The sequence below is a fragment of the Pseudoxanthomonas gei genome (assembly GCF_010119615.1).
GTDB lineage: Bacteria > Pseudomonadota > Gammaproteobacteria > Xanthomonadales > Xanthomonadaceae > Pseudoxanthomonas_A > Pseudoxanthomonas_A gei.
The window spans coordinates 169,451-194,175 of the sequence record NZ_QOVG01000008.1 but is presented as its reverse complement, the minus strand read 5'-3'; the positions used below and the strand labels follow the sequence as shown (position 1 = coordinate 194,175).

General features: G+C 65.5%; 18 protein-coding genes, 1 tRNA gene and 1 pseudogene. 11 read left to right on the top strand and 9 right to left on the bottom strand.

The genetic code is table 11. The features are described from left to right. The first annotated feature begins 65 nt into the window (after window positions 1-65). The 3 genes from DT603_RS12810 to DT603_RS12800 all read left to right on the top strand — a co-directional run bounded on the left by DT603_RS12810 (window position 66) and on the right by DT603_RS12800 (window position 3,296). Window positions 66-152, top strand: a tRNA-Leu gene (locus DT603_RS12810). 136 nt (window positions 153-288) lie between these two features. Next, a complete protein-coding gene (parC, locus tag DT603_RS12805) occupies window positions 289-2,532 on the top strand; it encodes a DNA topoisomerase IV subunit A (RefSeq protein WP_162350295.1) in 2,244 nt (747 codons plus the stop codon). Window positions 2,533-2,639: 107 nt separating this feature from the next. Further along, a complete protein-coding gene (locus DT603_RS12800; protein ID WP_162350293.1) occupies window positions 2,640-3,296 on the top strand; it encodes a thiopurine S-methyltransferase in 657 nt (218 codons plus the stop codon). Window positions 3,297-3,336: 40 nt separating this feature from the next. Here the strand turns inward: DT603_RS12800 and bfr are convergent, their stop codons facing one another. After that, on the bottom strand, window positions 3,337-3,822 hold the full coding sequence (gene bfr / locus DT603_RS12795) for a bacterioferritin (RefSeq protein WP_162350291.1): 486 nt from the start codon (window positions 3,820-3,822) through the stop codon (window positions 3,337-3,339). Window positions 3,823-3,991: 169 nt separating this feature from the next. On the opposite strand from bfr, the gene DT603_RS12790 reads away from it, so the two are divergent. Beyond that, entirely contained in the window at window positions 3,992-6,388 is a 2,397-nt protein-coding gene (locus DT603_RS12790) for a penicillin acylase family protein (protein ID WP_162350289.1), read from the top strand. Between the two features lie 59 nt (window positions 6,389-6,447). Here DT603_RS12790 and asnB read toward each other — a convergent pair whose 3' ends face one another. The 6 genes and pseudogenes from asnB to map form a co-directional block, all read right to left on the bottom strand. Further along, window positions 6,448-8,136, bottom strand: coding sequence for an asparagine synthase B (gene asnB / locus DT603_RS12785; protein WP_162350287.1), 1,689 nt, complete (start codon window positions 8,134-8,136; stop codon window positions 6,448-6,450). A gap of 248 nt (window positions 8,137-8,384) precedes the next feature. Further along, window positions 8,385-9,515: a succinyl-diaminopimelate desuccinylase gene (gene dapE, locus DT603_RS12780; RefSeq protein WP_162350285.1), complete on the bottom strand. Its 1,131-nt coding sequence runs from the start codon at window positions 9,513-9,515 to the stop codon at window positions 8,385-8,387. Further along, window positions 9,512-9,871, bottom strand: a complete 360-nt coding sequence (locus DT603_RS12775; RefSeq protein WP_162350283.1) for a Spx/MgsR family RNA polymerase-binding regulatory protein — start codon at window positions 9,869-9,871, stop codon at window positions 9,512-9,514. The genes dapE and DT603_RS12775 overlap by 4 nt, the downstream gene beginning before the upstream one ends. A 125-nt stretch (window positions 9,872-9,996) precedes the next feature. Next, window positions 9,997-10,815, bottom strand: a pseudogene (gene dapD / locus DT603_RS12770) (2,3,4,5-tetrahydropyridine-2,6-dicarboxylate N-succinyltransferase); the annotation flags it as partial. Between the two features lie 52 nt (window positions 10,816-10,867). Next, window positions 10,868-13,480: a [protein-PII] uridylyltransferase gene (gene glnD, locus DT603_RS12765; RefSeq protein ID WP_484573159.1), complete on the bottom strand. Its 2,613-nt coding sequence runs from the start codon at window positions 13,478-13,480 to the stop codon at window positions 10,868-10,870. A 2-nt stretch (window positions 13,481-13,482) separates the two neighbouring features. Next, window positions 13,483-14,277, bottom strand: a complete 795-nt coding sequence (gene map, locus DT603_RS12760) for a type I methionyl aminopeptidase (protein ID WP_162350277.1) — start codon at window positions 14,275-14,277, stop codon at window positions 13,483-13,485. 393 nt (window positions 14,278-14,670) lie between these two features. Between map and DT603_RS12755 the strand changes: the two genes are divergently transcribed. From DT603_RS12755 to tsf, 7 genes are all read left to right on the top strand, one after another. Continuing rightward, entirely contained in the window at window positions 14,671-15,294 is a 624-nt protein-coding gene (locus tag DT603_RS12755; RefSeq protein WP_162350275.1) for a hypothetical protein, read from the top strand. A 96-nt stretch (window positions 15,295-15,390) separates the two neighbouring features. Then, a complete protein-coding gene (locus DT603_RS12750; protein WP_162350274.1) occupies window positions 15,391-16,035 on the top strand; it encodes a hypothetical protein in 645 nt (214 codons plus the stop codon). Then, window positions 16,032-16,499 carry a hypothetical protein gene (locus tag DT603_RS12745; protein ID WP_162350272.1) on the top strand — a complete coding sequence of 156 codons (468 nt, stop codon included), beginning with the start codon at window positions 16,032-16,034 and terminating at the stop codon, window positions 16,497-16,499. The genes DT603_RS12750 and DT603_RS12745 overlap by 4 nt, the downstream gene beginning before the upstream one ends. Continuing rightward, a complete protein-coding gene (locus DT603_RS12740; protein WP_162350270.1) occupies window positions 16,496-17,296 on the top strand; it encodes a COG1470 family protein in 801 nt (266 codons plus the stop codon). The genes DT603_RS12745 and DT603_RS12740 overlap by 4 nt, the downstream gene beginning before the upstream one ends. Then, on the top strand, window positions 17,293-19,272 hold the full coding sequence (locus DT603_RS12735) for a carboxypeptidase-like regulatory domain-containing protein (RefSeq protein ID WP_162350269.1): 1,980 nt from the start codon (window positions 17,293-17,295) through the stop codon (window positions 19,270-19,272). The genes DT603_RS12740 and DT603_RS12735 overlap by 4 nt, the downstream gene beginning before the upstream one ends. Before the next feature lie 299 nt (window positions 19,273-19,571). Beyond that, window positions 19,572-20,441, top strand: a complete 870-nt coding sequence (gene rpsB / locus DT603_RS12730; RefSeq protein WP_162350268.1) for a 30S ribosomal protein S2 — start codon at window positions 19,572-19,574, stop codon at window positions 20,439-20,441. A gap of 128 nt (window positions 20,442-20,569) precedes the next feature. Beyond that, the gene (gene tsf, locus DT603_RS12725; RefSeq protein WP_162350267.1) at window positions 20,570-21,448 is read left to right on the top strand and encodes a translation elongation factor Ts; all 879 of its coding nucleotides are present in this window, start codon (window positions 20,570-20,572) and stop codon (window positions 21,446-21,448) included. A gap of 99 nt (window positions 21,449-21,547) precedes the next feature. On the opposite strand, the gene DT603_RS12720 is transcribed toward tsf, so the two are convergent. After that, window positions 21,548-23,116: a tetratricopeptide repeat-containing sulfotransferase family protein gene (locus DT603_RS12720; RefSeq protein ID WP_162350266.1), complete on the bottom strand. Its 1,569-nt coding sequence runs from the start codon at window positions 23,114-23,116 to the stop codon at window positions 21,548-21,550. Window positions 23,117-23,150: 34 nt separating this feature from the next. Then, window positions 23,151-24,722 carry a tetratricopeptide repeat-containing sulfotransferase family protein gene (locus DT603_RS12715; RefSeq protein WP_162350265.1) on the bottom strand — a complete coding sequence of 524 codons (1,572 nt, stop codon included), beginning with the start codon at window positions 24,720-24,722 and terminating at the stop codon, window positions 23,151-23,153. Between the last annotated feature and the right edge of the window lie 3 nt (window positions 24,723-24,725).

Sequence of the window (24,725 nt, the reverse complement as noted above, 5' to 3'; positions counted from 1 at the left end):
AGTCACGATGCAATCATGCGTTGACATCCCCCGGCGCAATCCGGAGAATGCGCGCCCTGCACCCTGCCCGGGTGGCGGAATTGGTAGACGCACTAGCTTCAGGTGCTAGCGGGGGCAACTTCGTGGAGGTTCGAGTCCTCTCCCGGGCACCATCTTCAAAGCAAAACCCTCGCGCAAGCGGGGGTTTTTGCTTTCTGGCGTTTGCAGCCTGCGGCGCTTCGGCAGGGCACGCCGGCCAGGCACGCCGGGTAGAATCGAAGCCACGATTCTGCGAACGCACCCGGAACAATGACCGAGACCATCCGCCCCACCTTCCACGGCTTTGAACAGATCCCGCTGCGCGAATATGCAGAGCGCGCCTACCTGGACTATTCGATGTACGTGGTCCTGGACCGCGCCCTGCCCTTCATCGGCGACGGCCTGAAGCCGGTGCAGCGCCGCATCATCTTCGCCATGAGCGAGCTGGGGCTGGCGGCAGGCGCCAAGCCGAAGAAATCGGCGCGCACCGTGGGCGACGTCATCGGCAAATACCATCCGCATGGCGACAGCGCCTGCTATGAAGCGCTGGTGCTGATGGCGCAGCCGTTCTCCTACCGCTATCCGCTGATCGAGGGCCAGGGCAACTTCGGCTCGCCGGACGACCCCAAGTCGTTCGCGGCTATGCGCTACACCGAATCCAAGCTGACCCCGATCGCCGAAGTGCTGCTGGGCGAGCTCGGACACGGCACGGTCGACTGGACCCCCAACTTCGACGGCACCCTGCAGGAACCCACCTGGATGCCGGCGCGCCTGCCGCACCTGCTGCTCAACGGCACCACCGGCATCGCGGTGGGCATGGCCACCGACGTGCCGCCGCACAACCTCAACGAGATCGTCAGCGCCTGCGTGCGCCTGCTCGACGATCCCGAGGCCAGCGTCGCCGACCTCTGCGAACACGTGCGCGGCCCCGATTACCCGACCACCGCCGAGATCATCACCCCGCTGGCGGACCTGCGCGCCATCTATGAAACCGGCCATGGCAGCGTGCGCGCCCGCGCGACGTTCCTGAAAGAAGGCAACAACATCGTCATCAACGCGCTGCCCTACCAGGTATCGCCGTCCAAGGTGATCGAACAGATCGCCGCGCAGATGCGCGCCAAGAAGCTGCCGTGGCTGGAGGACATCCGCGACGAGTCCGACCATCTCAATCCGGTTCGCGTGGTGCTTATCACGCGTTCCAACCGCGTCGATGCGGACCAGCTGATGGGACACCTGTTCGCCACCACCGATCTCGAGAAGAGCTTCCGGGTCAATCTCAACATCATCGGCCTGGATGGCCGCCCGCAGGTCAAGAACCTGCGCATGCTGCTGGGCGAGTGGCTGGAGTTCCGCACCACCACGGTCACCCGCCGCCTCAACCACCGGCTGGAGAAGGTCGAGCGTCGCCGGCACCTGCTGGAAGGCCTGTTGGTGGCGTTCCTCAACCTGGACGAGGTGATCCACATCATCCGTACCGAGGACGAGCCGCGCGCGGCACTGATCGCTCGTTTCGCCCTCAGCGAGGAACAGGCCGACTACATCCTCGACACCCGCCTCAAGCAACTGGCGCGCCTGGAGGAAATGAAGATCCGCGGCGAACAGGACGAGCTGGATGCCGAACGCGACCGCCTGATGTCCACGCTTGCCTCCAAGGCCAAGCTGAAGAAGCTGATCAAGGACGAGTTGCTGGCCGATGCCAAGAAGTACGGCGATGCACGCCGCTCGCCGCTGATCGCCCGCGAGGCGGCGCAGGCGCTGGACGAGACCGAACTGGTCGCCAGCGAACCGATGACCGTGGTGCTGTCGGAAAAAGGCTGGATACGCGCGGCCAAGGGCCATGACGTCGATGCTGCATCGATGTCCTACCGCGATGGCGACTCACTGCTGGCCGCAGTTCGCGGTCGCAGCACCTACCAGGTGGCGTTCCTGGATTCGGAAGGACGCAGCTATTCCACCGCAACACATACGCTGCCGTCGGCGCGAGGCAATGGCGAACCGCTGACCGGGCGTTTCTCGCCGGCGCCGGGCGCCTCTTTCGTGGCCCTGGCCAGTGCCGACAACGACGCGCGCTTCGTGCTGGCGTCCTCGCACGGTTACGGCTTCGTCACCCGCTTCGAGAACCTGACCGGGCGACAGAAGGCAGGCAAGGTCATGCTGAACCTGTCGGCGGGCGCGAAGGTGCTGCAGCCGGCGCATACGGCCGATCCCAAGGCAGACCGCATCGTCGCCGTGACCAGCGCCGGCCACCTGCTCGCCTTTGCGCTGGCCGACCTGCCGGAGCTCGACAAGGGCAAGGGCAACAAGATCATCGAGATTCCCAAGGCCAAGCTGGGCACCGAACGCGTGGTCGCCGTGGCGGCGGTGTCGCCCGGCAGCACCCTGCTGGTTAAAAGTGGCCAGCGCACCATGTCGCTGTCGTTCAAGGATCTGGACGAGTACATCGGCGCGCGTGCTTCGCGTGGCGGGTTGCTGCCGCGCGGGTGGCAAAAAGTGGACGGGCTTGATGTCGAGTAATCCATCAGCCATGCGGGTGGCGGCGCGTTCGTCATCGCGGCTGCCACGGTTCAATGTGGCGCGGCAGAGGATGGACGGCCTGGCGGTCGATTGACGGAGGCAGACTGATGGAAGCCGACTTCTGGTTGCAGCGCTGGCAGGAAGGCCAGATCGGCTTCCATCGCGACGACGTCATGCCGTTGCTGGCTGCCCACTGGCCCGCCCTGCAACTGCCGGCTGGCAGCCGCGTGCTGGTGCCCCTGGCCGGCAAGACTCTCGACATGCATTGGCTGGCAGCGCAGGGGCATCGCGTGCTCGGCGTCGAGCTGTCGCCACTGGCGGTGCAGCAGTTCTTCGATGAAGCCGGGCTGCGTCCGGTGCGGCACCATAGCCGCCATGGCGAGCATTTCACCTCCGGCCCGGTCGAGGTGATCCTCGGCGACGCATTCGCCCTGGATGCCGAACTGCTGGCCGACGTGGCGGGCGTGTATGACCGTGCCGCCTTGATCGCCCTGCCGCCGGCCTTGCGCCGGCGCTATCTGGAAACCGTATACGCGCGGCTGCCGCGGGGATGCGCGGGCTTGCTGATCACGCTGGAGTATCCGCAGGTGCAGAAAGCCGGGCCACCGTTCTCGGTGGAGGCGGAAGAAGTGGCGAAACTGTTCGGGCCGCCGTGGCGCGCGACCCTGCTCGAACGGCGCGACATCCTGGCGCAGGAGCCGCGTTTCCAGGACGAAGGCGTGGATGCGCTGGCCACGGCCGTATATCGATTGCAAAAGGCCTGAGAGGCTGGTCTGAAGCGTTGGGTCGGAACCGCTGCGGGTTTCAGCCTGCCGGCTTGGCCTCGCCGAGTTTGGTCAACAGGTAGTTCTCGATGCCCAGGCGCTGGATCAGGCCCAGCTGCTGCTCCAGCCAGTGCGCGTGGTCTTCCTCGGTGTCCTTGAGCTGCACCAGCAGCATTGCCCGGCTCACGTAGTCGCCCAGGCGTTCGCACAGTTCGATGCCCTTGGCCAGCCGGCCGCGCACCTCGTACTCCAGATCCAGGTCCTTGCGCAGCATTTCTTCTACGGTGACGCCAGGCACGAACGGAGTCGGCGACATGTCCGGATCGCCCTCAAGGAACAGGATGCGCCGCAGCAGCGCGTCGGCATGCTCGGTCTCTTCCTGCATCTCGTGGTGGATGCGCTCGTACAGCACATGCAGGCCCTGGTCTTCATAGCGGCGCGAGTGGATGAAGTACTGGTCGCGCGCGGATAGCTCGCCGCGCAGCAGCTGCTTCAGGTATTCGACGACTTCGGGATGGCCTTTCATGGGAAGTGCTCCTTGGCAGCAGGCCTGCATGGTGCACCAACCGGCGCGGCCGTGGCCCAATGCGAATCACTTGCAGCCAGCAAGCCCGGCAACCTCCCCCGCAGTCGTGGAATAATCGGATCGGAGACCAGTACATCCAGCCTTCCCATTTCCTCGACAGGAAAACCGCATGCTCAAGTGGATCAAGCGCCTCGCGCTGTTGTTGCTGGTGCTGGCCCTCGTCGCATTCGGAACCGGATGGTGGCTGCTTCGCGGCAGCGTGGCGGAAATTGATGGCGAACTGGCGCTGGCCGGGCTTTCGGCCCCGGTGACGATCCAGCGCGATGCGCTGGGCGTAGTGACCATAGATGCCGCCAACGAAACCGACATGGCGCGTGCACTGGGTTACGTGCACGCACAGGAGCGCTATTTCGAAATGGACCTGATGCGACGGTCCTCGGCTGGCGAGCTTTCGGAACTGTTCGGCCCGATCGCCCTGGACCTGGACAAGGAGCACCGGGTCCATCGCATGCGCGCACGGGTGAACGCCAACCTGCAGGCCTTCGCCGGCGACCGCCTGCCGCAGCTGCATGCCTATACCGACGGCGTCAACGCAGGCCTGGCCGCCTTGAGGGTGAAGCCGTGGCCGTACCTGCTGCTGGGCCAGCAACCCAGGCGCTGGGAAGTCGCCGACTCGGCGCTGACCGGTTACGCCATGTATTTCGACCTGCAGGATTCACGCAACACCCGCGAGCTGGCGCTCTGGAAGATCAAGGCGGTCGTTCCTCCCGCGCTGTACACGCTGCTGACCCTGGACGGCACCGAGTGGGACGCGCCATTGTTCGGCGCGCCGCGCGGCAATGCGCGCTTGCCTGATGCGTCGGCACTCGACCTGGCGCGCTTGCCGATGCCCGATTCGAAGCACCTGGCGCCGCTGGCGGACAAGGGCACGCCGGGCAGCAACAACTGGGCAATCGCCGGCGCGCTGAGCACCGATGGCCGCGCCATCGTCGCCGACGACATGCATCTCGGGTTGCGGGCCCCGAACATCTGGTTCCGCGCGCGGCTGCGATACCCGGATGCCCGCGCAACGGAGGGCAAGGTCGATATCTCCGGCTTCACCCTGCCCGGCCTGCCCGCGGTGGTGGTCGGCAGCAACGGCCATATCGCCTGGGGATTCACCAACAGCTACATGGACACGGCCGACTGGGCGCGGTTGCCGCTGGCCGGGCTGGAACAACAGCCGGGCTACAGCAAGCACATCGAGAAGATCCTGGTAGCTGGCGCCCCAGCCGTGGACTTCACCGTACGCGAGACCGCATGGGGACCGATCCTGCATGAGGACCGCGACCACGCCCTGGCACTGCGCTGGGTGGCGCAGTTGCCTGGCGCGGTGCGGGTGGATTTCGCCGACCTGGCCGTGGCCTCGGATCTGCAAGGCGCGTTCCGGGTCGCCGACCACGCCGGCATCCCCGCCCAGAATTTCACCGTTGCCGATTCCAGCGGACGCATCGGCTGGCAGGTGATCGGCGCAAGGCCCGACCGCGGCCCTGGCTGCGTGCCCTCCGGTGTCAGCGAGGCACTGCTGGCCATCGCGCCACCGGGGCCAGCTCCGGCGACGGCATCGATCCCGTCGCAGTCCGCCGGCTGCGTGCCCTGGCCCTCGCAGACCGCACATGCGCCGCGGCTGGTCGATCCCTCCTCGCACCGCCTGTGGACCGCCAACAACAGGACCCTGGACGCCGATGCCCTGGCAGTCGCCGGCGATGGCGGTTACGCCCTGGGCGCACGCGCCAGGCAGATCCGCGATGGCCTGTTCGCGCGGCAGTCGTTTTCCGAGCGCGACCTGCTCGCCATCCAACTCGACGACCGCGCGCTGTTCCTGCAGCGATGGTGGAAGCTGTTGCAGGACGAGGGCAGCAAGCCCGGCAATAGCGCGTTGGCCGCCCTCGCCACCGCCAGCAGCCAATGGCAGGGACGGGCGGCGACCGGTTCGGTCAGCTACCGCATCGTCCGCGCCTGGCGCCTTGCCGTGCACACGCGCATCGCCGACGGGCTCACCGCGCCTGCGCAGGTCGCGTTGGGCAACGACTTCGTGATGCCCGACCTGCCGCAGCTGGAAGGCGTGGCGTGGCCGTTGCTGGCCGAGCGCCCGGCCAACCTGCTGCCACGACGGTTCGCCAGTTGGGAAGCCCTGCTCGAAGACGCCGCTCGTCAGGTCCGCGATGACTTGGCCCCCAGCGGCCCGTTGGACCAGCGCCGCTGGGGCGAGCGCAATACGGCGAAGATCTGCCACCCGCTCGCCAATGCCTTGCCGGCGATGCTCAAGCCGGCACTGTGCATGCCGGCCGATGCGCTGCCCGGCGACAGCGCCATGCCTCGCGTGCAGGGTCCTTCTTTTGGCGCTTCCGAACGGATGGTGGTGTCGCCGGGCCACGAAGCCGACGGCATCATCCACATGCCAGGGGGCCAGAGCGGCAATCCGCTGTCGCCGTTCTGGGGGGCGGGCCACGAGGACTGGGTGCAGGGCAAACCGACGCCGTTCCTTCCGGGGAAGACGGAATACACGTTGACCTTGAAGCCCTGACACCGTTCTTCTCGCCTCAACCGTCGCTGCGCGCCACCTTCTCCCCGGGGCAGAAGGAATCAGATCGCCGCGTTATGCACTCCGGCGATCGCCCTGCCCGACGGATCCGCAGCCCCGGCAAAACTCGCATCCCACGCGATGGCAGCAGGTGACGAACAGGCGATCGACTTGCCGCCCGGCACGGTTTCAGCGGCGGCCGGTCCGGGATAGAACTCCTCGAACACGCTGCGGTAGTAATAGGCTTCCTTGGTCAGGGGCGGATTGATCGGGAAGCGCTTGCCGGCCGCGCCCAGCTCGCGGTCGCTGACCCGTGCTTCGGCATGTTCCTTCAGGCCGTCGATCCAGCCGTAGCCCACGCCATCGCTGAACTGTTCCTTCTGCCGCCACAGGATCGAGTCCGGCAGGTAACCTTCGAACGCCGCGCGCAGGATGCCCTTCTCCATGCGCTCCGGGCCGGTGCTGGTCTTGTCGACCATCTTGTAGCGGGCATCCATCTTCATCGCCACGTCCATGAATTCGCGATCCAGGAACGGCACGCGCGGCTCCACGCCCCAGGCCATCATCGACTTGTTGGCGCGCAGGCAGTCGTAGTTGTGCAGCGCGTCGAGCTTGCGCACCAGTTCCTCGTGGAACTCGCGCGCGTTCGGCGCCTTGTGGAAATAAAGGTAGCCGCCGAAGATCTCGTCCGAGCCCTCCCCGGACAGCACCATCTTCACGCCCATCGCCTTGATGCGACGCGCCAGCAGGTACATCGGCGTGGACGCGCGGATGGTGGTGACGTCGTAGGTCTCGATATGGCGGACCACTTCCGGCAAGGCATCCAGGCCTTCCTCGAAGGTGTACTCGAAACCGTGGTGCACGGTGTCCAACGCCTTGGCGGCAATCGCCGCCGCCGCCAGGTCCGGCGAGCCCTTCAAACCGATCGCGAACGAGTGCAGGCGCGGCCACCAGGCTTCGGACTTGTCGTCTTCCTCGATGCGATGGCGCGCATAGCGCGCGGCCACTGCGGTGACCAGCGAGGAATCCAGCCCACCGGACAGCAACACGCCGTAGGGCACGTCGCTCATCAGCTGGCGATGCACGGCGCGCTCGAAAGCCTCGCGCAACTCCTGCCCGTCCACCTCCACGCCAGCGACCGCGTCGTAGTCGCGCCACGGCCGCTCGTAGTACTTGACCAGCGCGCCGCTGGCGCTGTCGTAGTAATGACCCGGCGGAAACTGCGCCACGTCGGCGCACAGGCCGCTGATGGCCTTCATTTCCGAAGCCACGCACAGGCGGCCTTCGCGATCATGGCCCCAGTACAGCGGGCACACGCCCATCGGGTCGCGTGCAACCAGCGCCCGCCCCGCGACCTTGTCCCACAACGCGAACGCGAAGATGCCGTTGAGGCGGTTGAGGAACGAAGCCGGCTCGTCTTCGCGATACAGGGCATTGATCACCTCACAGTCCGAGCCGGTGAGGAAGCCGTATGGCTGCGTCAGTTCCTTCTCCAGTTCGCGGTGGTTGTAGATCTCGCCATTCACGGCCAGCGCCAGGCCGCCATCGGCCGAGCGCAACGGCTGCGATCCGCCGGCCGGGTCGACGATGGCCAGGCGCTCGTGCACCAGGATGGCGTGGTCGTCGATGTAGACCCCACTCCAGTCCGGGCCGCGATGGCGCTGGCGCTGTGACAGTTCCAGCGCCTGGCGCCGGAGACCCTGCAGGTCATCGCCCGACTGCAGGCCGAAGATGCCGAAGATGGAACACATGGGGAGCTCCTGGATCTGATGTGGAAAGACGGAAAAAGAAAAACCCGCATCTCGCGATGCGGGTTCCTGGAGATCGGCTTGTTGCTGTTCGCCTAGTCGCAGACCCGCACCGGTCGCGCACGATTATTGGTCCGCGCATTATTGCGGCGGTTCAAAACGGTGCGAATGGTGGTGGCGGTGCGAGGCATGGATCGAAACTAACCGGTCCGGGTGCCGGCTGGCAAGCGTTCCGGAAGCTTTGCAATCAGTTACTCAAGCAACAATCTTTCGATCAGCCTCCGGTACAGGGCGGGCAAAGCCTCCAGGTCGACCACCGACACGTTTTCGTCGACCTTGTGGATGCTGGCGTTGACCGGGCCAATCTCGATGCACTGGGCACCCAGCGGGGCGATGAAACGCGCATCGGAAGTGCCGCCGGCGGTGCTTTCCTGGGGCGCCGTGCCGGTGAATTCCGCCAATACCTCGCGTGCCATCGCACGCAGCCGCCCTTCGGGCGTATAGAACGGTTCGCCGCCGCGATGCCAGTGCAGCTCGTACTCCAGCCCGTGGCGATCGAGCACGGCGCCGATCTCGCTTTCCAGCCGCGCCGCGTTCCAGTGCGGGTTGTAGCGCAGGTTGAACAGTACCTTGGCATCGCCGGGTATCACGTTGTTGGCGCCGGTGCCGGCATTGAAGTTGGAGACCTGCAGGCTGGTGGGCGGGAAGGTTTCGTAGCCATCGTCCCAGTGCCGCGCGGTGAGTTCTGCCAGGGCCGGCAGCGCCTGGTGGATGGGGTTGCGGGCCTTGTCCGGATAGGCGACATGGCCCTGGATGCCCTTGACCGTGAGCGTGGCCGACAGTGTGCCGCGACGGCCGACGCGCAGCAGGTCGCCCAGCCGATGCGTCGACGAGGGCTCGCCGGTGATGCACCAGTCGATCGCCTGGCCGCGCGCGCGGAAGGTGTCGGCTACGCGGCGCACGCCGTCGATCGCATCGCCCTCCTCGTCCGAGGTGAGCAGCAGCGCGATGGTGCCGGCATGTCCCGGATGCGCGGCGACGAATTGTTCCATGGCGATGACGAACGCGGCGACGCTGCCCTTCATGTCCGCGGCGCCGCGACCGTACAGCACGCCGTCGCGGATGACGGGCACGAACGGATCACTGGTCCAGTCCTGCGCCGGGCCCGGTGGCACCACATCAGTATGGCCAAGCAGGACGAGCACCGGCTGCCCGCTGCCGTGCGTGGCCCACAGGTTGTCGACCTGTCCATAGCGCAGCTGCTCGCAGGCGAAACCGGCGTCGCGCAGGCGTGCGGCGATAAGTTCCTGGCAGCCGGCATCGTCGGGTGTGACCGAGCGACGGCCGATCAGCCCGCTGGTGAGGTCGAGGACTTGGCTCATTTCGCAACCCCGAAACGCTGTTTGAAGCCGTTGTCGCTGAAGCCTTGCGTCATCACGCCATCGGCGGTGACCACCACCGGGCGACGGATAAGCTGCGGATACTCACGCAGCAGGAGCTTCCATTCGGCTTCCGAGCCCGGCGCCTTGCGGTTGGCCGGCAACTGCCGCCAGGTGGTGGAGGACTTGTTGACCAGCACATCCCAGCCACCCGCCTGCTTCGCCCAATCGACCAGCACTTCGGGAGAACGCTTGTCGTCGCGGTAGTCGACGAACGAATAGGCAATACCGAAGCGATCCAGCCACTTGGTCGCCTTCTTGCAGGTGTCGCAGTTCTTGAGGCCGTACAGGATGGTCATGCATTCCCCGCCAGATAAGGATCATCATCCCCGCGAAGGCGGGGACCCAGTGACTCGCGCGTGATCGTGCAAGCGAATTGCAATCTCTGGATGCCTGCATTCGCCAGCATCTCCACTCACCGATATCAGTCGGCCAGGCCGCGCAGCAACTCGTTGATCGAAGTCTTCGACCGGGTCTTCCCGTCGACCTGCTTGACGATCACCGCGCAGTACAGCGAATGCGATCCGTCTGCGGCCGGAAGCGAACCCGACACCACCACGCTGCCCGGCGGCACATAGCCGTAGGACACCTCTTTGGTAGCGCGGTTGTAGATGCGCGTGGACTGGCCCAGGAACACGCCCATGCCGATCACGCTGTGGTGGCCGACGATCACGCCTTCCACCACTTCCGAGCGTGCGCCGACGAAGCAGTGGTCTTCGATGATCGTCGGCGAAGCCTGCAGCGGCTCGAGCACGCCGCCGATGCCCACGCCACCGGACAGATGGCAGTGCTTGCCGATCTGCGCGCAGGAACCCACGGTGGCCCAGGTGTCGACCATGGTGCCCTCGCCCACGTGCGCGCCGATGTTGATGAAACTCGGCATCAGCACCACGTCCCTGCCAAGGTAGGTGCCGCGGCGCGCCACCGCGCCCGGAACCACGCGCACGCCCGACTCGCGGAAACGAGCTTCGTCATAGCCTGCAAAGCGGGATTCCACCTTGTCCCAGTAAGGCGCCGGATGCGCGTCGATGACGGCCATGTCGTTGATGCGGAAATACAGCAGCACCGCCTTCTTCAGCCATTCGTTGACCTGCCAGCCACCCTTGGCATCGGGCTCGGCCACGCGGAACTCGCCGGCCTCCAGGCCTTCGATCACCTGCCCCACCAGCGGGCGCAGTGCGTCGATGTCGGTCGTCGACAGGTTGAGGCGCCTGACAAATGCCTCGTCGATACTGGATTTCAGTGCGGTCGCATTGCGGGCAGAATCGGTCATGGAGCGGCGGCTTCCTTTGAGGTCATGTTTCGAAGCTGGCGCGCAACGCATCGCGCAGCGCCTGCTGGGTCGGTTCGGCCAGCGGTTGGCCGCCGGCATCGGTAAGCTGGAACACGTCCTCGGCGCGCTCGCCGAAGGTGGCAATGCGCGCATCGTGCACGTTGACGCCCTGTGCGCGCAGCACCTGCGCCACATCCGACAGCAGGCCGGGACGATCGGGTGCCACGAGGCTCAGCAGCGAACGTTTCCCGTCAGGCGTGACCCCGAACTGGATACTGGGCGCGAAACGGAAATGCCTGAGTTGCCTGGGTAGCGCGCGGCGCGAGGTGCGGACATTGTCGAGTGGGCCGTCCAGCGCTGCGCCAAGCACCGCTTCCACCTCGGCCGGGTCGGAACTGGCGTGGCGGTCGGCGGGCAATACCTCGAAGGTATCGAAGATGGCGCCGTGCGGGCCATCGAGCACGCGGGCCTGGTGGATGCCGAAACCCATGCGGTCCAGGGTGGCCAGGATGGCGGCGAAAAGCCCGCTGCGATCCGGCGAGTGGACGAACACTTCCAGCGCATTGCCCGCATCCGAAATGCGCCGCACGCGTACCCGCGTCTCGCCGGGGACGACGTTGCGCAGCGCGCTGGCCTGCCAGGCAATCTGCTCGGGCCTGAAACGCAGGAAACCTTCTGCCGGCATGATCGCGAACAGCTCGTCGGCCGTACCGGGGGAGAAGCCCTGCACCGCCATCAGCATGCGCGCCGACTCGCGTGCTTCATGCATGCGCGCCTCGGCATCGACTGGCTGCTCCAGGCCCTCGCGCAGCACCCGGCGCGTGGCGAAATACAGATCGGCCAGCAGCCTGTCCTTCCACGCGTTCCACAGCTTGGGGCTGGTGCCGGCGATGTCGGCGCAGGTCAGCAGGTAGAGGTAGTCCAGGCGCTCGCGATCTTCCACCAGGGTACCGAAGCGATGGATGACCTCGGGATCGGAGATATCCTGCTTCTGCGCCGTCACCGACATGCGCAGGTGCTGTTCGACCAGCCAGGCCACCAGCGCCGCGTCGCCCTCGCTGAGGCCGTGCGCAGCGCAGAACGCGCGCGCGTCCACCGCGCCCAGTTCGGAATGATCGCCGCCGCGGCCCTTGGCGATGTCGTGGAACAGGCCGGCGACCAGCAGCAGTTCGGGCTTGCGCAGGCGTGGCCACACTTCGTGGGCAATGGAGAAGCGCTCGTCGGCGCGCCCGGACGAAAAAGCGGCGATATTCCGCAGCACCATCAGTGTGTGCTGGTCGACGGTGTACACATGGAAGAGATCGAACTGCATGCGCCCCGACACCTGCGCGAAGGCCGGGATCCACTGCCCCAGCACGCCAAGCCTGGCCATGCGCGTCAGCGTTTCCACCGCGCGCGGCATGCGCAACAGCGCCATGAATGCGCCGCGCTGCGCGGGGCTGGCGGCTTCATACGGGGGCAACTGCGGCAGCGCCTCGGCCAGCGCCCGCGCGGTGCGCGAATGCAGGCCACGGACTTCGGGATGCGAGGCCCACATCGCGAACAAGGCGAAGACCGCGGAGATATCGGCCTGCGGCCAGGAGGGGTCGCGCGCGGCCAGGTAGCCACGACGCAGGGCGAAAGCATCGTCCAGGGGCTCAGGCAACGCCTCGCCATCGAACTGTTCCTCGAAGCGCTGCAGCAGGCGATCGCTGATCCGGCGCACGATGGCCGCGCTGCGGTAGAACCCCTGCATCATCTTCTCGACGCCCAGGGTTTCCTGGTCATCCGGGAAGCCGAGGCGTTCGGCCAGGGTCTTCTGGTAGTCGAAGCGCAGGCGTTCTTCGGGTCGTCCCGCGACCAGGTGCAGGCCATAGCGCAGGCGGCCTAGGGCGCGTCGTTCGCGGGCGAGTGCTGCCGCCTCATCGGGCCCGACGTGGCTCAGTCCGATCAGCGGCTCCAGTTCGCGCACGCCGAAAGTTCGCAAAGCCATCCAGCCCAGCGTATGCAGGTCGCGCAGGCCACCCGGGCCTTCCTTGATGTTCGGTTCCAGGTTTTCCGAGGTATCGCCGAAGCGCGCATGGCGCATGCGCTGCTCCTCGCGCTTGGCGACGAAGAAATCCCGCGGCGGCCACACCTGCTGGGGCGAAATTGCCGCTGCCAGCGCGGCCTGTGCGGTCTCGTCGGCGACCAGCGCCCGCCATTCGATCAGGGCAGTGAGCACGGTCTGGTCGGCGGCGGCTTCAGTGCATTGCCCGGCGGAGCGCACCGCATGGCTGACCGGCAAGCCGGCATCCCAGAGCATGGCGAAGAAGCACGCCAGCTGCGCGTGGCAGGCCTGCTGGGCATCGGCGTCGGCAAGCACCAGCAGATCGATGTCCGATTGCGGGAACAGTTCGCCACGACCATAGCCGCCCACCGCGAACAGGGCCAGCGGCGCATCGGCCGGCACGCAGTGCGCCCAGGCTTCCTTGAGGAGCTGGTCGGCCGCGCGTGCGCGCAGGGCGACCAGCCGGTCTACCTCGTCGCCCTGGTCGAAACGCTTCGCAAGTTTGGCGTCGGTGGCGTTGAGGCTGGTGCGCGCCTGCGCGGACCAGGCGACGTTGCTGCCGCTATCGGGCGTAGGCGTCGCTGTTTCGTCCGCGCTGGCCGGAATGCTCACAGATCGTTGTCGTCGCCGGGCACCCGGGTCAGGATCTCGACGCCGTCCTCGGTCACCGCCACGGTGTGTTCCCATTGCGCGGAAAGCTTCCGGTCCTTGGTGACCACCGTCCAGCCGTCCGGCAACAGCCGCGTGTAGCGGGTGCCTTCGTTGATCATCGGCTCGATGGTGAAGGTCATGCCCGGCTTGAGCACCACCCCGTCGCCGGGGCGGCCGTAATGCAGGACCTGCGGTTCGTCGTGGTAGACCTTGCCGATGCCGTGGCCGCAGTACTCGCGGACCACGCTGAAGCGCTGCGATTCTGCATATTCCTGGATGGCATGGCCGACATCGCCCAGGGTGGCGCCCGGCTTGACCGTGCGGATGCCGCGGAACATGGCCTCGCGGGTCGCTTCCACCAGCCGCCTGGCCATGACCGAAGGCGTGCCCACGTAATACATGCGGCTGGTATCGCCGTGCCAGCCGTCCTTGATCACGGTGACATCTATATTGACCGTGTCCCCGTCCTTCAGGACCTTGCCCTCGCTGGGCATGCCGTGGCAGATCACGTTGTTGACCGAGGTGCAGACCGTGAACGGGAAGGGGATGCGCCCGTGGCCGCCGCCATAGCCAACGTTGGCCGGAATGGCCTGCTGCACGTTGACGATATGGTCGTGGCAGACCTTGTCCAGCTCGGCCGTGGTCACCCCCGGCTTCACGTGCGGCGCCACCACCTGCAGCACCTCTGCGGCCAGGCGGCCGGCGATGCGCATGTGTTGGAGTTCTTCGGGGGTCTTGAGATTGATGGCCATACGCGGATTATCGTCCATTTGCCCGCCGCCCTGAAGCCTTGATTCGGTTGGGACCGGGCTGCGAAGTCGGCCCGCAGCTTGTCCTTGGCCCGCCCCGAATGTTAAGCACTTGTGACAATTCGCGTGACTCTTGCATACTTAATTGACCAAGTGCGTCACATTTTTATGAGTATTGGTTCTGACTTTCACACAGGACACACGCTTTTGCGGGCTTGAAGCCGCAATCCGAGTTGGCACGCCCTTTGCTTGCACAACGACGAAAACTGGCGAGGAAGTTGAGACCAAGGCCGCAGCGCGTCAGGCGATTTACCAAAGCGGCACCCATTTGGCTTTTTCCAGTTCCAACGGTTATCCACCCATCCACTACTTTCTTCCACAGGGGATTCTCCAAACATGCGTCTGCTCTCCAAAACCGTTTTGATCGCCGCCGTCCTTGCCGGCGTTCCGATGCTGGCCCAGGCCGAATCTACTTTCACCACCGGCGCGGGCACTCCGTTAACCGCCAGCGCGCGGGTCGATTTCCAGATCACCATTCCGAAAATCCTCTTCCTGCAGGTTGGCACCGGCACCGCCTACGCCGCCAATGCGGCCATCAACCAGATCGCGTTCACGGTTCCTGCCGCCAGCGTCGGCAACGGCACTGCCGTTGCGGCCACCCCGGCCTCCGGCGACCTGTTGAATGGCGTGGTCACCGCGAAGGTGCTGGGCAACAACGGCGACGTGACCCTGTCGTCCACCACCCTGGGCGCGCTCGGCAACGGCTCGGGCGATACCATCTCGTACAGCCAGATCACCACCACTCCCGCGGTACTGAGTTCGGCGGCCGCCCTGCCGGCACCCGCCCTGGCCGACGCTGCCACGACGACCCTTCCGGCGCTGACCGCGGTCAACAAGATCGTCAACCGTGACGCGCGCTGGACCTACAGCTACCTCAATGGGGGCGTGGTCGCTCCGGGCACATACGGCGGCGTGAACACCAACAACAGCCGCGTGACCTACACCGCTTCGATGCCGTAACCGGCTTCCTGGAACGACCGGAAAAACCTACGGCACCAGCAGGAAAGTAAGGGGCCGGCCGCGACTTGGCCGGCCCTTTGCTTGATGAGAGAACGCATGAGAGCTTCCCTGACCATGATCCGGCTGTTGTCGGGATTGATCGCCCTGGGCCTGTGCTTCGATGCACCGGCTTATGTGGTCACGATCTCCCCGGGCGTGCGTGCCGTGTATCTGCGGGTGGGCACCGGTACCAGCGTCACCTACAACAGCAACGTCACCACGTTCGGCAACAACGGAAACGCCAACAACAACACGATCAACATAGTCTCGGTCGTCGTTCCGGCCAATGTGGTCGGCAATGGCGCCAACCGGGCGATGACCAGCAACTCAAGCCAGGGCACCAGCAGCCTGGACAGCTATGCCTTCTGCGACGTGCCTGCGGAAATCTACATCGGCGGCTTCTATCGCCTGCCCGGCAATAGTGGCACCGCCACGCTCACCGCCACGGTCCCGACCAGCCTCACCAACTCCAGCGGCCAGACCATTCCCTTTTCCCAGATCAGCTGGACCAGCAGCGGCAACGGCGATACCGGCGCGCAGCCGATCCTGGCGGGGACCTTCACGCCTGGTAGCCAGACGCTCGCCAGTTTCCCGGTCAACACCTGGCGCGAGAGCTGCCACAGCTTTGCCTACGGCAATGACGCGGTGGTCGCCGCCGGCACGTTCACGGGCCAGGTCACCTACACGTTGTCTGCGCCATGAAGGCTCGCCTCGTGAACGTCACCTTGCTCGCAGCACTTGCCCTTTCGGTTTCCGCGACCGCTGCGACCTACCCCGTCGACGACAGTGCAAGCCAGGTGCTGGACAGTTCGTTGCGAATGAAATGGGACAGCGTGGCTCCGCAATCGGTCAGGGGTGCCGGCGTCACGGGGGTCACCACCGTCCTGGTACGTCTGGACACCGACGCCTGGAATGGCCGCCAGGGACGCATTTACATGACCCTGCCCGAGCAACCGATCGGCCAGGTCACTGCCAGCTGGACCACCCACGGGACCTTGCTCCCAGGAGCTCTGCGCTCCGGCGAGCGCGCCCTGGTGTACGCCGGTCCGTTGCGACAAGGCCTGATCGAAGACACCTTGCGCCTGGTCATACAGGCGGACGGGCAGAAGCTGGTCCGCACTGAACAACTGCGTTTTTCCTTTGAACTGGATCTGGAGACACCGTGAGTCCCATTCTTCCCGGACGCCTGCTGCTGGCCATGTGCGGCCTGCTGCTGTCAATGACCGCTTCGGCCGGAAGCTTCTCCGTGCTGGTGTCCCCGCCACGCTTCGAAGACAGTGCGAAGCCTGGCACGACCTATCGCAACGTCGTGGAGATATCCAACCTTTCGGGGCAGACCGCGCATCTCAGCCTCAAGACCGCGGATTGGCACCTGGACGCGGGGGGCGCCGCGGTATTTTCCGAGGAACTGGCGCAGGGCAGCTGCCGGCCCTGGGTTGGCCTGGAGGCACCCGAAGTCACCATCGCCGCCAATGGCAAGCGTCGCTATCGTTTCGAAGTCGCGGTTCCCGCTGACGCACCGGCCGGCGAATGCCGGTTTGCCATCCTGCTGGAAGGGGATCCTGAAAGCGTCCAGGGCGGCGTCGTGGTCCCGGTTTCCGGCCGGATCGGGATCATCGTCTACCTGTCCGTGGGCGACGCCTCGGCCAGGCTGGCCGTTGCCGGGCAGCAACTCCTGACCATGGAAGGCAACCTGCTTCCGGCGCTGAGGGTGCGCAACGAGGGCAATGCGCACGGACGCCTGGAGGGTTTCATCGACGGCAAGGACGCAAGTGGCCGCCGCTTCACCTTTACCCCCTCAAGCCTACCGGTCCTGGCCGGGGAGACGCGCGACATCGTGCTGACGCCGCAAAGCGACAACGACCGCGCCCCCGCCCCGGCCATCGTGTATCCGCTGAGCCTGAAAGGGCGCCTGGATTTCGATTCGCAACACCTGTACATCGAGACCATTTTCGCCCGATGAGGAGGAGCACGACGTACCCGCTTCCGCTGGCCGTCGTCGCGGCGCTGGTCCTCAATGCCACCAGTCCACCCGCCTTTGCGGCCGCATCGGTTCACGCGGCGCCGTACCGGGACCGGATCATCTCCCGCGAGGACCTGCAGGTGTTGCCTCCTGACGAGGATGAGGAATACGACGATGAGGGTCTGCCACGCTCGGTGCGTGCGGAACTCAATCTCAGCCATTCCGAACGCGGCGAAGGGACTTTCACCGAGCAAGGCCTTTCGGTCGGCGGGTTCTGGGAAACGCCCAGCCTGGGAAGTTTCTCGCTGGACGCCACCCTGTTTCGCAGCAACCGGGATCGCTTCCGAGGTGATGGAGGGCTGGGTGGCGCCATCACCCTGTGGCAGCGGGACCTCAATCTGGACGGCGGCTGGCTCGGCAGCAACGGCCTGGGCGTGCTCAATACCCCACTGACCCCGCTGCAGTACAACCAGTATCGCTTCTTCATGCCGACCGTGGCCCTGGCCGGTGCCGCCACAGAATGGCGCAACGAAGGCAGCGGCCTGCTGCTGCAGGCCTCCCTGGGACGTGCGGGGATTTACAACGGCACGCGCATGGTCGGCTTCGACATCGCCGATGGTGACGTCGCCTCGCTCGGCGCGCAGTGGTCCTGGGCACCACAGTGGAAAGGCAGCGCCATGTTCCTGGGAACGCAGGGCCGCATCGTGCCCGACGCACTGGAAGAAGCTGTTTTCGCAGTGGGCGATACCCGTGCGATGTATGCCGGAACATCATGGGATGGCGCCCGCGACGCGATGCAGTTCAACCTGTTGTCCAGCAACGGCGACCGCGGCCACGCCAGCGGCGCCTGGGTCGATGCCAGTTCCCGCCGCGGCCGTTATACGCACAACTACGGCGTTTTCCGCCTGGACCCGGGGCTTTCCTGGGGCGCACTGCCGATCAACAACGATGCCGAAGGCGGGTACTACCGCGTTGGCTACCAATACGCGCGCTGGAGCTGGAATGGCGGCGTGGATACCATCCGCTCCATATCCGGGGACGGATTCGACGGTGTCTACGCCACCGCCTTCGGGCGCTACCAGGCCAGCAGCACGCTCGGTTATGGCGCCAGCTTCAACACGCGGCACGCCTCGGGCGACGACGGCGGCAGCTATAGCACCCAGTGGTTCGCCGACAAGCGCAATGCATGGGGCCAGACGCGCGTGCAGCTCGACCTGGCCACGGCGGGCAACCATGCAGACAGCTGGCAAGTAAGTGTCGACCAGTCTTTCGCGGTCAAGCAGGCCCGGCGACTGTCTGCTTCGCTCTCGCATGGATCTTTGGTCTACGACGGCGAAGCAGCGACCCGCAGCACCAGCCTGACCCTGTACGGCGGCGGCGATCTCACCAACACCTTGTCGTTGGACGGCAGTGCGCGCTGGACCGAGGGCGACGGGCCAAGTGCCCAACGCGGAAGTGACTTCAACATCGGCTTGAACTGGCGCCTGCAGCCGCACTGGGCACTATCGGCCATGGTCTACCAGAGCGAGGGCTCGCAGCGCTCGCCGTTCGTACTGGACCCGCTGGTTACCGGGACGCCCTTCATTTCCCTGCCGCGCGACCGCTCGCTGTTCCTGACCCTGCGCTACGACCGTCAGGCGGGCCGCCAGCAGGGCGTTCTGGGTGGCGCGCCCGGCGGCGCAGTGGGCAGCATCAGCGGCAGCCTGTTCCTGGACGAGAACGATGACGGTCAACGCGCCGCGTCCGAGCAGCCTGCAGCCAACATCACCGTGATCCTGGACGGACGTTACTCGGTCCGGACCGACAGCCTGGGAAATTTCAGCTTCCCGCGTGTGGCGGCGGGGCCGCACCTTGTAACCGCCGTTCCCGACAACCTGCCCCTGCCCTGGTTTATCGACGAGGCGCCCGGCCAGGCGGTGCAGGTGAATGTCCGCCAGGACGCCCACCTGCAGATCGGTGCGCGGCGGCGAAGGTGATCCAGCCGCGCCCTGAAGCGGCAGTTTGCGGCAAGTCCTTGTTGCAGCTATAATTTCGCGGCTTTGTCGGGCCCAGCCCGCAAGACCGTCCACGCCGGACGACACCGGCGAATACACACCTGCTGCCACAGCCCGTGCCGGGGTGCCTCCGCCTCCACTGGATAACTCCAATGGAATCAAGGGGTTCGGACACGGAAGCCGCAGGGAGGCCCAACCCCGGAACCATCGCCCCGCTGTCCGCAGTGGTGCAACCGCCTTTACCAAAGCTGGCGGCAGGTTCCCTTTCAGGAGTTATCGCAATGCCCCAAGTCACCATGCGCCAGATGCTGGAAGCCGGCGTCCATTTCGGCCACCAGACCCGTTACTGGAACCCCAAGATGGCTCCGTACATCTTCGGCGCCCGCGGCAAGATCCACATCATCAACCTCGAGAAGACCGTCCCGCTGTTCAACGACGCGATGAACTTCATCTCGGGCGTGGCCCAGAAGCGCGGCATCATCCTGTTCCTCGGCACCAAGCGCAGCGCGCGCGAGCCGATGAAGGAAGAAGCCATCCGCAGCGGCCAGCCGTACATGACCCAGCGCTGGCTGGGCGGCACCCTGACCAACTTCGCCACGGTGAAGAAGTCGGTGGCGCGCCTGAAGGAGCTGGAAGCCGGCGAGACCGACGGCAGCTTCGAGAAGCTGGTCAAGCACGAAGTGCTGGGTCTGCGCCGCGAGCGCGAGAAGCTGTTCGCTTCGCTGGGCGGCATCAAGGACATGAACCGACTGCCCGACGCGATCTTCGTGATCGACATCGGCCATGAAGACATCGCCATCAAGGAAGCCAAGAAGCTCGGCATCCCGGTGATCGCCGTGGTCGACAGCAACTACGACCCGGCCCTGGTCGACTACCCGATCCCGGGCAACGACGACGCCATCCGCGCCGTGCAGCTGTACGCACGCGCCGCTGCCGACGCCGTTCTGGAAGGCAAGGCCGCCGCTCCGAACTCGGCTTCCGTGCGCGAAGAGGATTTCTCGGAAGGCGACGGCAAGGGCCCGCGCGGCCGTGCGCCGGCCAAGAAGGCTGCCCCGGCCGCCAAGAAGGCTGACGACGCAGGCGAAGGCCTGGCCCGTGCCCAGGCCGAAGTGGCCGAGAACGAAGCGACCGACAAGCAGGCCGCCGAGTAACCAAGGCGCAACGCAGCCGCGCGACGATGCGCGGCTGCCATTGAACAGCCGCGTGGCGTTTTGTTGCCACGCCGCGTCCCGATGGTGGGCCAAGGCCCACCCTACATCGCACAAAACGAGGTAATTCCGTGGAAATCACCGCTTCCCTGGTCAAGGAACTGCGCGAGCGCACTGGCGCCGGCATGATGGAATGCAAGAAGGCACTCACCGAAAACAGTGGCGACATCGACGTCTCCGCCGAATGGCTGCGCAAGCAGGGCCTGGCCAAGGCCGACAAGAAGGCAGGCCGCATCGCCGCCGAAGGCCGCATCGCCATGGCCCAGTCCGGCCACAAGGCCGTGCTGGTCGAGATCAACTCCGAGACCGACTTCGTGGCCAAGGATGAGAACTTCCTGGCCTTCACCGAGTCCGTGGCCCAGGCCGCGCTGGCCTCCGGTGCCGCCGATGCAGAGGCGCTGAAGAGCGCCAAGCTGGCTTCGGGCGATACCGTCGAGGAAACCCGCGCCGCCGTCATCGCCAAGGTCGGCGAGAACGTGCAGGTGCGTCGCCTGGCCAGCATCGACAGCGCCAACAACGTCGCTGCCTATGTGCACGGCGGCCGCATTGGCGTGCTCATCGAGGTCAAGGGTGGCGACGTCGAACTGGCGCGCGGCCTGGCCATGCACGTGGCGGCGATGAACCCGCCGCACGTGAAGGCATCCGACGTGCCGGCCGAGTTCGTGGCCAAGGAAAAGGAAATCGAGCTGGCCAAAATGACCGACAAGGACAAGGCCAAGCCGGCAGACATCCTTGAGAAGATCATCGGCGGCAAGATCGCCAAGATCGTCAACGAGGTCACCCTGTACGGCCAGCCCTACGTACTGGACACCAACCAGAGCGTCGAGGCCGTGCTGAAGGCCGCCGGCGCCGAAGTGATCGGTTTCCAGCGCCTGGCCGTCGGCGAAGGCATCGAGAAGGTCGTCGAGGACTACGCCGCCGAAGTGATGAAGCAGGCCGGCCTGGCCTGATCCTCCTCGCCAAGCGACAGACGAAAAAGCCCGCAAGTAATTGCGGGCTTTTTCTTTGGCCGGATCATCAATCTCCGCGCCCGTGACCAAGCATCCGGGTTACCCGCCCAGTCCCCGCCTCAGGGGCTGCAGGTGCTTCTCATACGCGCGCCACTTCGGCGTGTCCTGTGCCTGGATTCCGCCTCTTACCTGCACGGCGCTGGCGGTGACTACGCCCCTCCTCCTGTCCTGCAGTTGCAGCATGGAAGGCTCGAACGTGATCCCCATGAAGTCGCACACGCGGCGAAGCTCATGCTCCGGTTCGCGAGTCAGGCGCGCGTAATCCACGTCGAGGATCCGTCCGGGATAGCGCGCGTGCCAATGCGCCATCAATTTGCGGTACTGGTTGAAGAATCCGGCCAGTTCCAGCTGGTCGTAACTATATGGATTGGCCTCGGAAAACAGCTCGCGCAGGTTGGAGAAGCAGGTTTCCATCGGATCTCGCACCATGTGCAGGATCTTCGCCCGCGGCAGTGCTTCACAGATGAAGCCTGCATTGAGGAAATTGGACGGAAGCTTGTCGACAAAGAAGCGTTCGCCTTTCAGCCGCCACGCGACGCCCGCAAGGTAGCGCTGCCCGACCTCTCCGAAATCCACGTCCATCGCCCGTTCTGCAAGGCGTGCGTCCATGACTCCGGCGCAGTGGTGATCGGTGGCGTAGCGCATGGCGCTGGTGAAATCGTAGAGCTCCCCTTGCCCTGCGACATCGGAATGTCCATCCAGCAGCTGCTCCAGCAACGTGGTGCCGGAGCGATGCATGCCCACGATGAAGACGGGGGCCGTCGAATGGGAGCTGGCGTCATGGGTGCTGGAAGCCCGCGGCATGAATCGCAGCAGCCCGTCGAACATGCGGGTGTTCTGCTCAGCGTCGTACCGCAGTGCTGCGCGCTTGCTGGCGCATCCGCTGACCAGTGCGTGCCACGCCTCGTCATGCCGACCCAGGTCGTCGAGCTCCTTGTGCAAGGCAAAGCCAAGCAACGCCTGGTCCTGGACCGTGCGCTGCGGCACCTGCAACTGGGCGACGATCTGCCTGACGTGGTTGTCGTCCTGGCTTTGCCTGCGCACCTGCGATTGCAACCAGTATCCCTGCGCAAGTTGTGGTGCGCGCCTCAGTACCCGGGCGAGGTCGGCAGCGGCCTCGTCGAAGCGCCCCAGGTAGATCAGCACATGGCCGCGCGACAGCAAGGTCGGCGGGTAATCAGGATCGCCACGCGCGGCCTCGTCCAGGAACAGGATGGCCTTCTCCGGTTGTCCTGCATACGTCAGTTGGGCCGCGATGGTGATCAGCAGCGGAATCGGAATACCCGACATCGGCAACAGCCGCTCAATGCACGCGGACATCGTGGGGATTTCATTGAACGTACGCAGGCGCGCCAGCAGCTCCTTGACCACCTCCGGCTGCCGTGTGTGCCTGACGGCCGCCTGCAAGGCATATCGGTGGGCCAGTCGGTAGCGCCCCGCGAGTGACTCCATGTACGACAACTGCAGCAACAGGTCAGGATCGCCGGGCAGCATGGCGAGCGCCTGCTCGAAGCAGGCTGCTGCCTGGTCGAACCGACGTGCCACCGCATGTTCCTGGGCGACGGCGGACAGATCGCGCGCGCGCGCCTGGCTTGCCGGCTCACTCATCGGGAAGACGGTGCAACGAAGGTACGCATCTGCTTCATGCAGCACCTTCCAGCATCAGGCGCAGCGGCTCCAGCTGGGCCCCATAGCGCTTCCAGGCTCCGATATTCCGGTCGTGGATGGGTTGCCGTACCTGCGAACTGCTGGCTGTGGAAACCGGCGCCGTATTACGGGTTATGTCGAGCATGCCGGGAGCAGGCTCCAGGCCCAGGAAATCCAGCACGAGCTGCAAGGTCCCAACCCCGTCTTTCACCAGCCTCTCGTAGTCAACGATGCGCACCCGGTCGGGCGCGGCATTCTCCCAATGCCTGAGCAAGGAAGAAAACCCGCGATGGTGATGTGCCAGGTCTTCGGCTGCGTAGCTGTAGGCATACGCACCGCCTTCGAACAATTCCTTCAAGTTGGAAAAACACGCGTCCATGGGATCGCGCCGCATGCACAGGATCCGCGCATTAGGCAGCGCGCGCAGGATCAGGCCGATATTGAAGAAGTTCTGCGGATTCTTGTCGATGAAGAAGCGGTGGTTGCCGGCCATGGCCCCCAGACGCCTGAGGTAGACGTCACCGGCCTTGGCGAAATCCATTCCATCAAGCTTTTCCCATTCACGCTCGCGGAGTCCGCCCTTGAAAAAATGATCGGAAGCTTCACTGACGGCCGCGTCGAAATCATTGCGCTCACCCACCGAGACGACGTCCGGGTGGTTCCCCAGCACGCGGTCCAGCAGCGTGGTTCCGGTGCGCGGCATGCCCACTATGAAGACCGGGACGGGACCGTCCTTGGTGGCCGGAACAGGCGACGCAGGAACGGGCGGAACCGCCTGCCGAAGGTATTCGAACTGACTGGCCTCGGCTTGCGGATCATGCTGCAATTTCGCGCGTACCAGCGCTGCACCTTCGCACAAGGCACTCCAGGCCGCGTCTGTTTCATCCATGCCATCCAGCTCCTTGAACAGCGCATACAGCAGGTGCGCCTGCTCAAGGGAATCGTATGGATGCTGGCGTTGCGCAGCCTTGATCCGCGGCAGGCGCGCGCCTGGCGGAGCCGCAGCCTGGTGGTATGCCAGCGACCAGTGAAAATAGGGATCGTATGGACTGAGTTGCAGGGCGTACTCGTAATGCTCGGTGGCTTCGTCCAGCCGGCCCAGTGACCTCAGTACGTTGGCCCGCGTGTAGCTCAAGCGCGCATCGGGGCGTACCCGCTTACTAGCCTGCATCAGGAACTCCAGCGCCTGCTGGTGCTGCCCCACCAGCCAGAGGTGCTGCGCAAGCACTGCTGCCTGCTTCAGCACTTCGCCATTGGACCAGTCCAGCCCCTGGATGACCCGCATCACCTCGCCATCTTCTGCGAAGAAGAGCAGGCGCAGGGTGACGAAGCCCACGTCCTTGCCGGCGCCGGTGAGCAACGCGATGCGGCTTGCCTGCAAGGCGTGCGCACGGGAATCGACATAGCGATCCTCGACCTGGGCAAACCGGGAGAGTCGCAACGGCGGAACCACCAGCATCGGCTCGATGCCGAGCATGGCCTCGTACGCCGCCTTGGCCGCAGGCACGTTCCCTGCAGCCTCATGGCGACGCGCCTCGCTCCAATGTGCCGCCAGCGCTTCGTTCATCGG

Bases quoted from the DNA above. Each gene is read 5' to 3' on its own strand.
- DT603_RS12800 (WP_162350293.1), top strand. From the start codon at position 2,640: ATGGAAGCCGACTTCTGGTTGCAGCGCTGGCAGGAAGGCCAGATCGGC.
- dapE (WP_162350285.1), bottom strand. From the start codon at position 9,515: ATGAGCCAAGTCCTCGACCTCACCAGCGGGCTGATCGGCCGTCGCTCG.
- map (WP_162350277.1), bottom strand. From the start codon at position 14,277: ATGGCCATCAATCTCAAGACCCCCGAAGAACTCCAACACATGCGCATC.
- DT603_RS12775 (WP_162350283.1), bottom strand. From the start codon at position 9,871: ATGACCATCCTGTACGGCCTCAAGAACTGCGACACCTGCAAGAAGGCG.
- DT603_RS12720 (WP_162350266.1), bottom strand. From the start codon at position 23,116: ATGAGTGAGCCGGCAAGCCAGGCGCGCGCGCGCGATCTGTCCGCCGTC.
- asnB (WP_162350287.1), bottom strand. From the start codon at position 8,136: ATGTGTTCCATCTTCGGCATCTTCGGCCTGCAGTCGGGCGATGACCTG.
- bfr (WP_162350291.1), bottom strand. From the start codon at position 3,822: ATGAAAGGCCATCCCGAAGTCGTCGAATACCTGAAGCAGCTGCTGCGC.
- rpsB (WP_162350268.1), top strand. From the start codon at position 19,572: ATGCCCCAAGTCACCATGCGCCAGATGCTGGAAGCCGGCGTCCATTTC.
- DT603_RS12745 (WP_162350272.1), top strand. From the start codon at position 16,032: ATGAAGGCTCGCCTCGTGAACGTCACCTTGCTCGCAGCACTTGCCCTT.
- DT603_RS12735 (WP_162350269.1), top strand. From the start codon at position 17,293: ATGAGGAGGAGCACGACGTACCCGCTTCCGCTGGCCGTCGTCGCGGCG.
- DT603_RS12750 (WP_162350274.1), top strand. From the start codon at position 15,391: ATGAGAGCTTCCCTGACCATGATCCGGCTGTTGTCGGGATTGATCGCC.
- parC (WP_162350295.1), top strand. From the start codon at position 289: ATGACCGAGACCATCCGCCCCACCTTCCACGGCTTTGAACAGATCCCG.
- DT603_RS12715 (WP_162350265.1), bottom strand. From the start codon at position 24,722: ATGAACGAAGCGCTGGCGGCACATTGGAGCGAGGCGCGTCGCCATGAG.
- DT603_RS12790 (WP_162350289.1), top strand. From the start codon at position 3,992: ATGCTCAAGTGGATCAAGCGCCTCGCGCTGTTGTTGCTGGTGCTGGCC.
- DT603_RS12755 (WP_162350275.1), top strand. From the start codon at position 14,671: ATGCGTCTGCTCTCCAAAACCGTTTTGATCGCCGCCGTCCTTGCCGGC.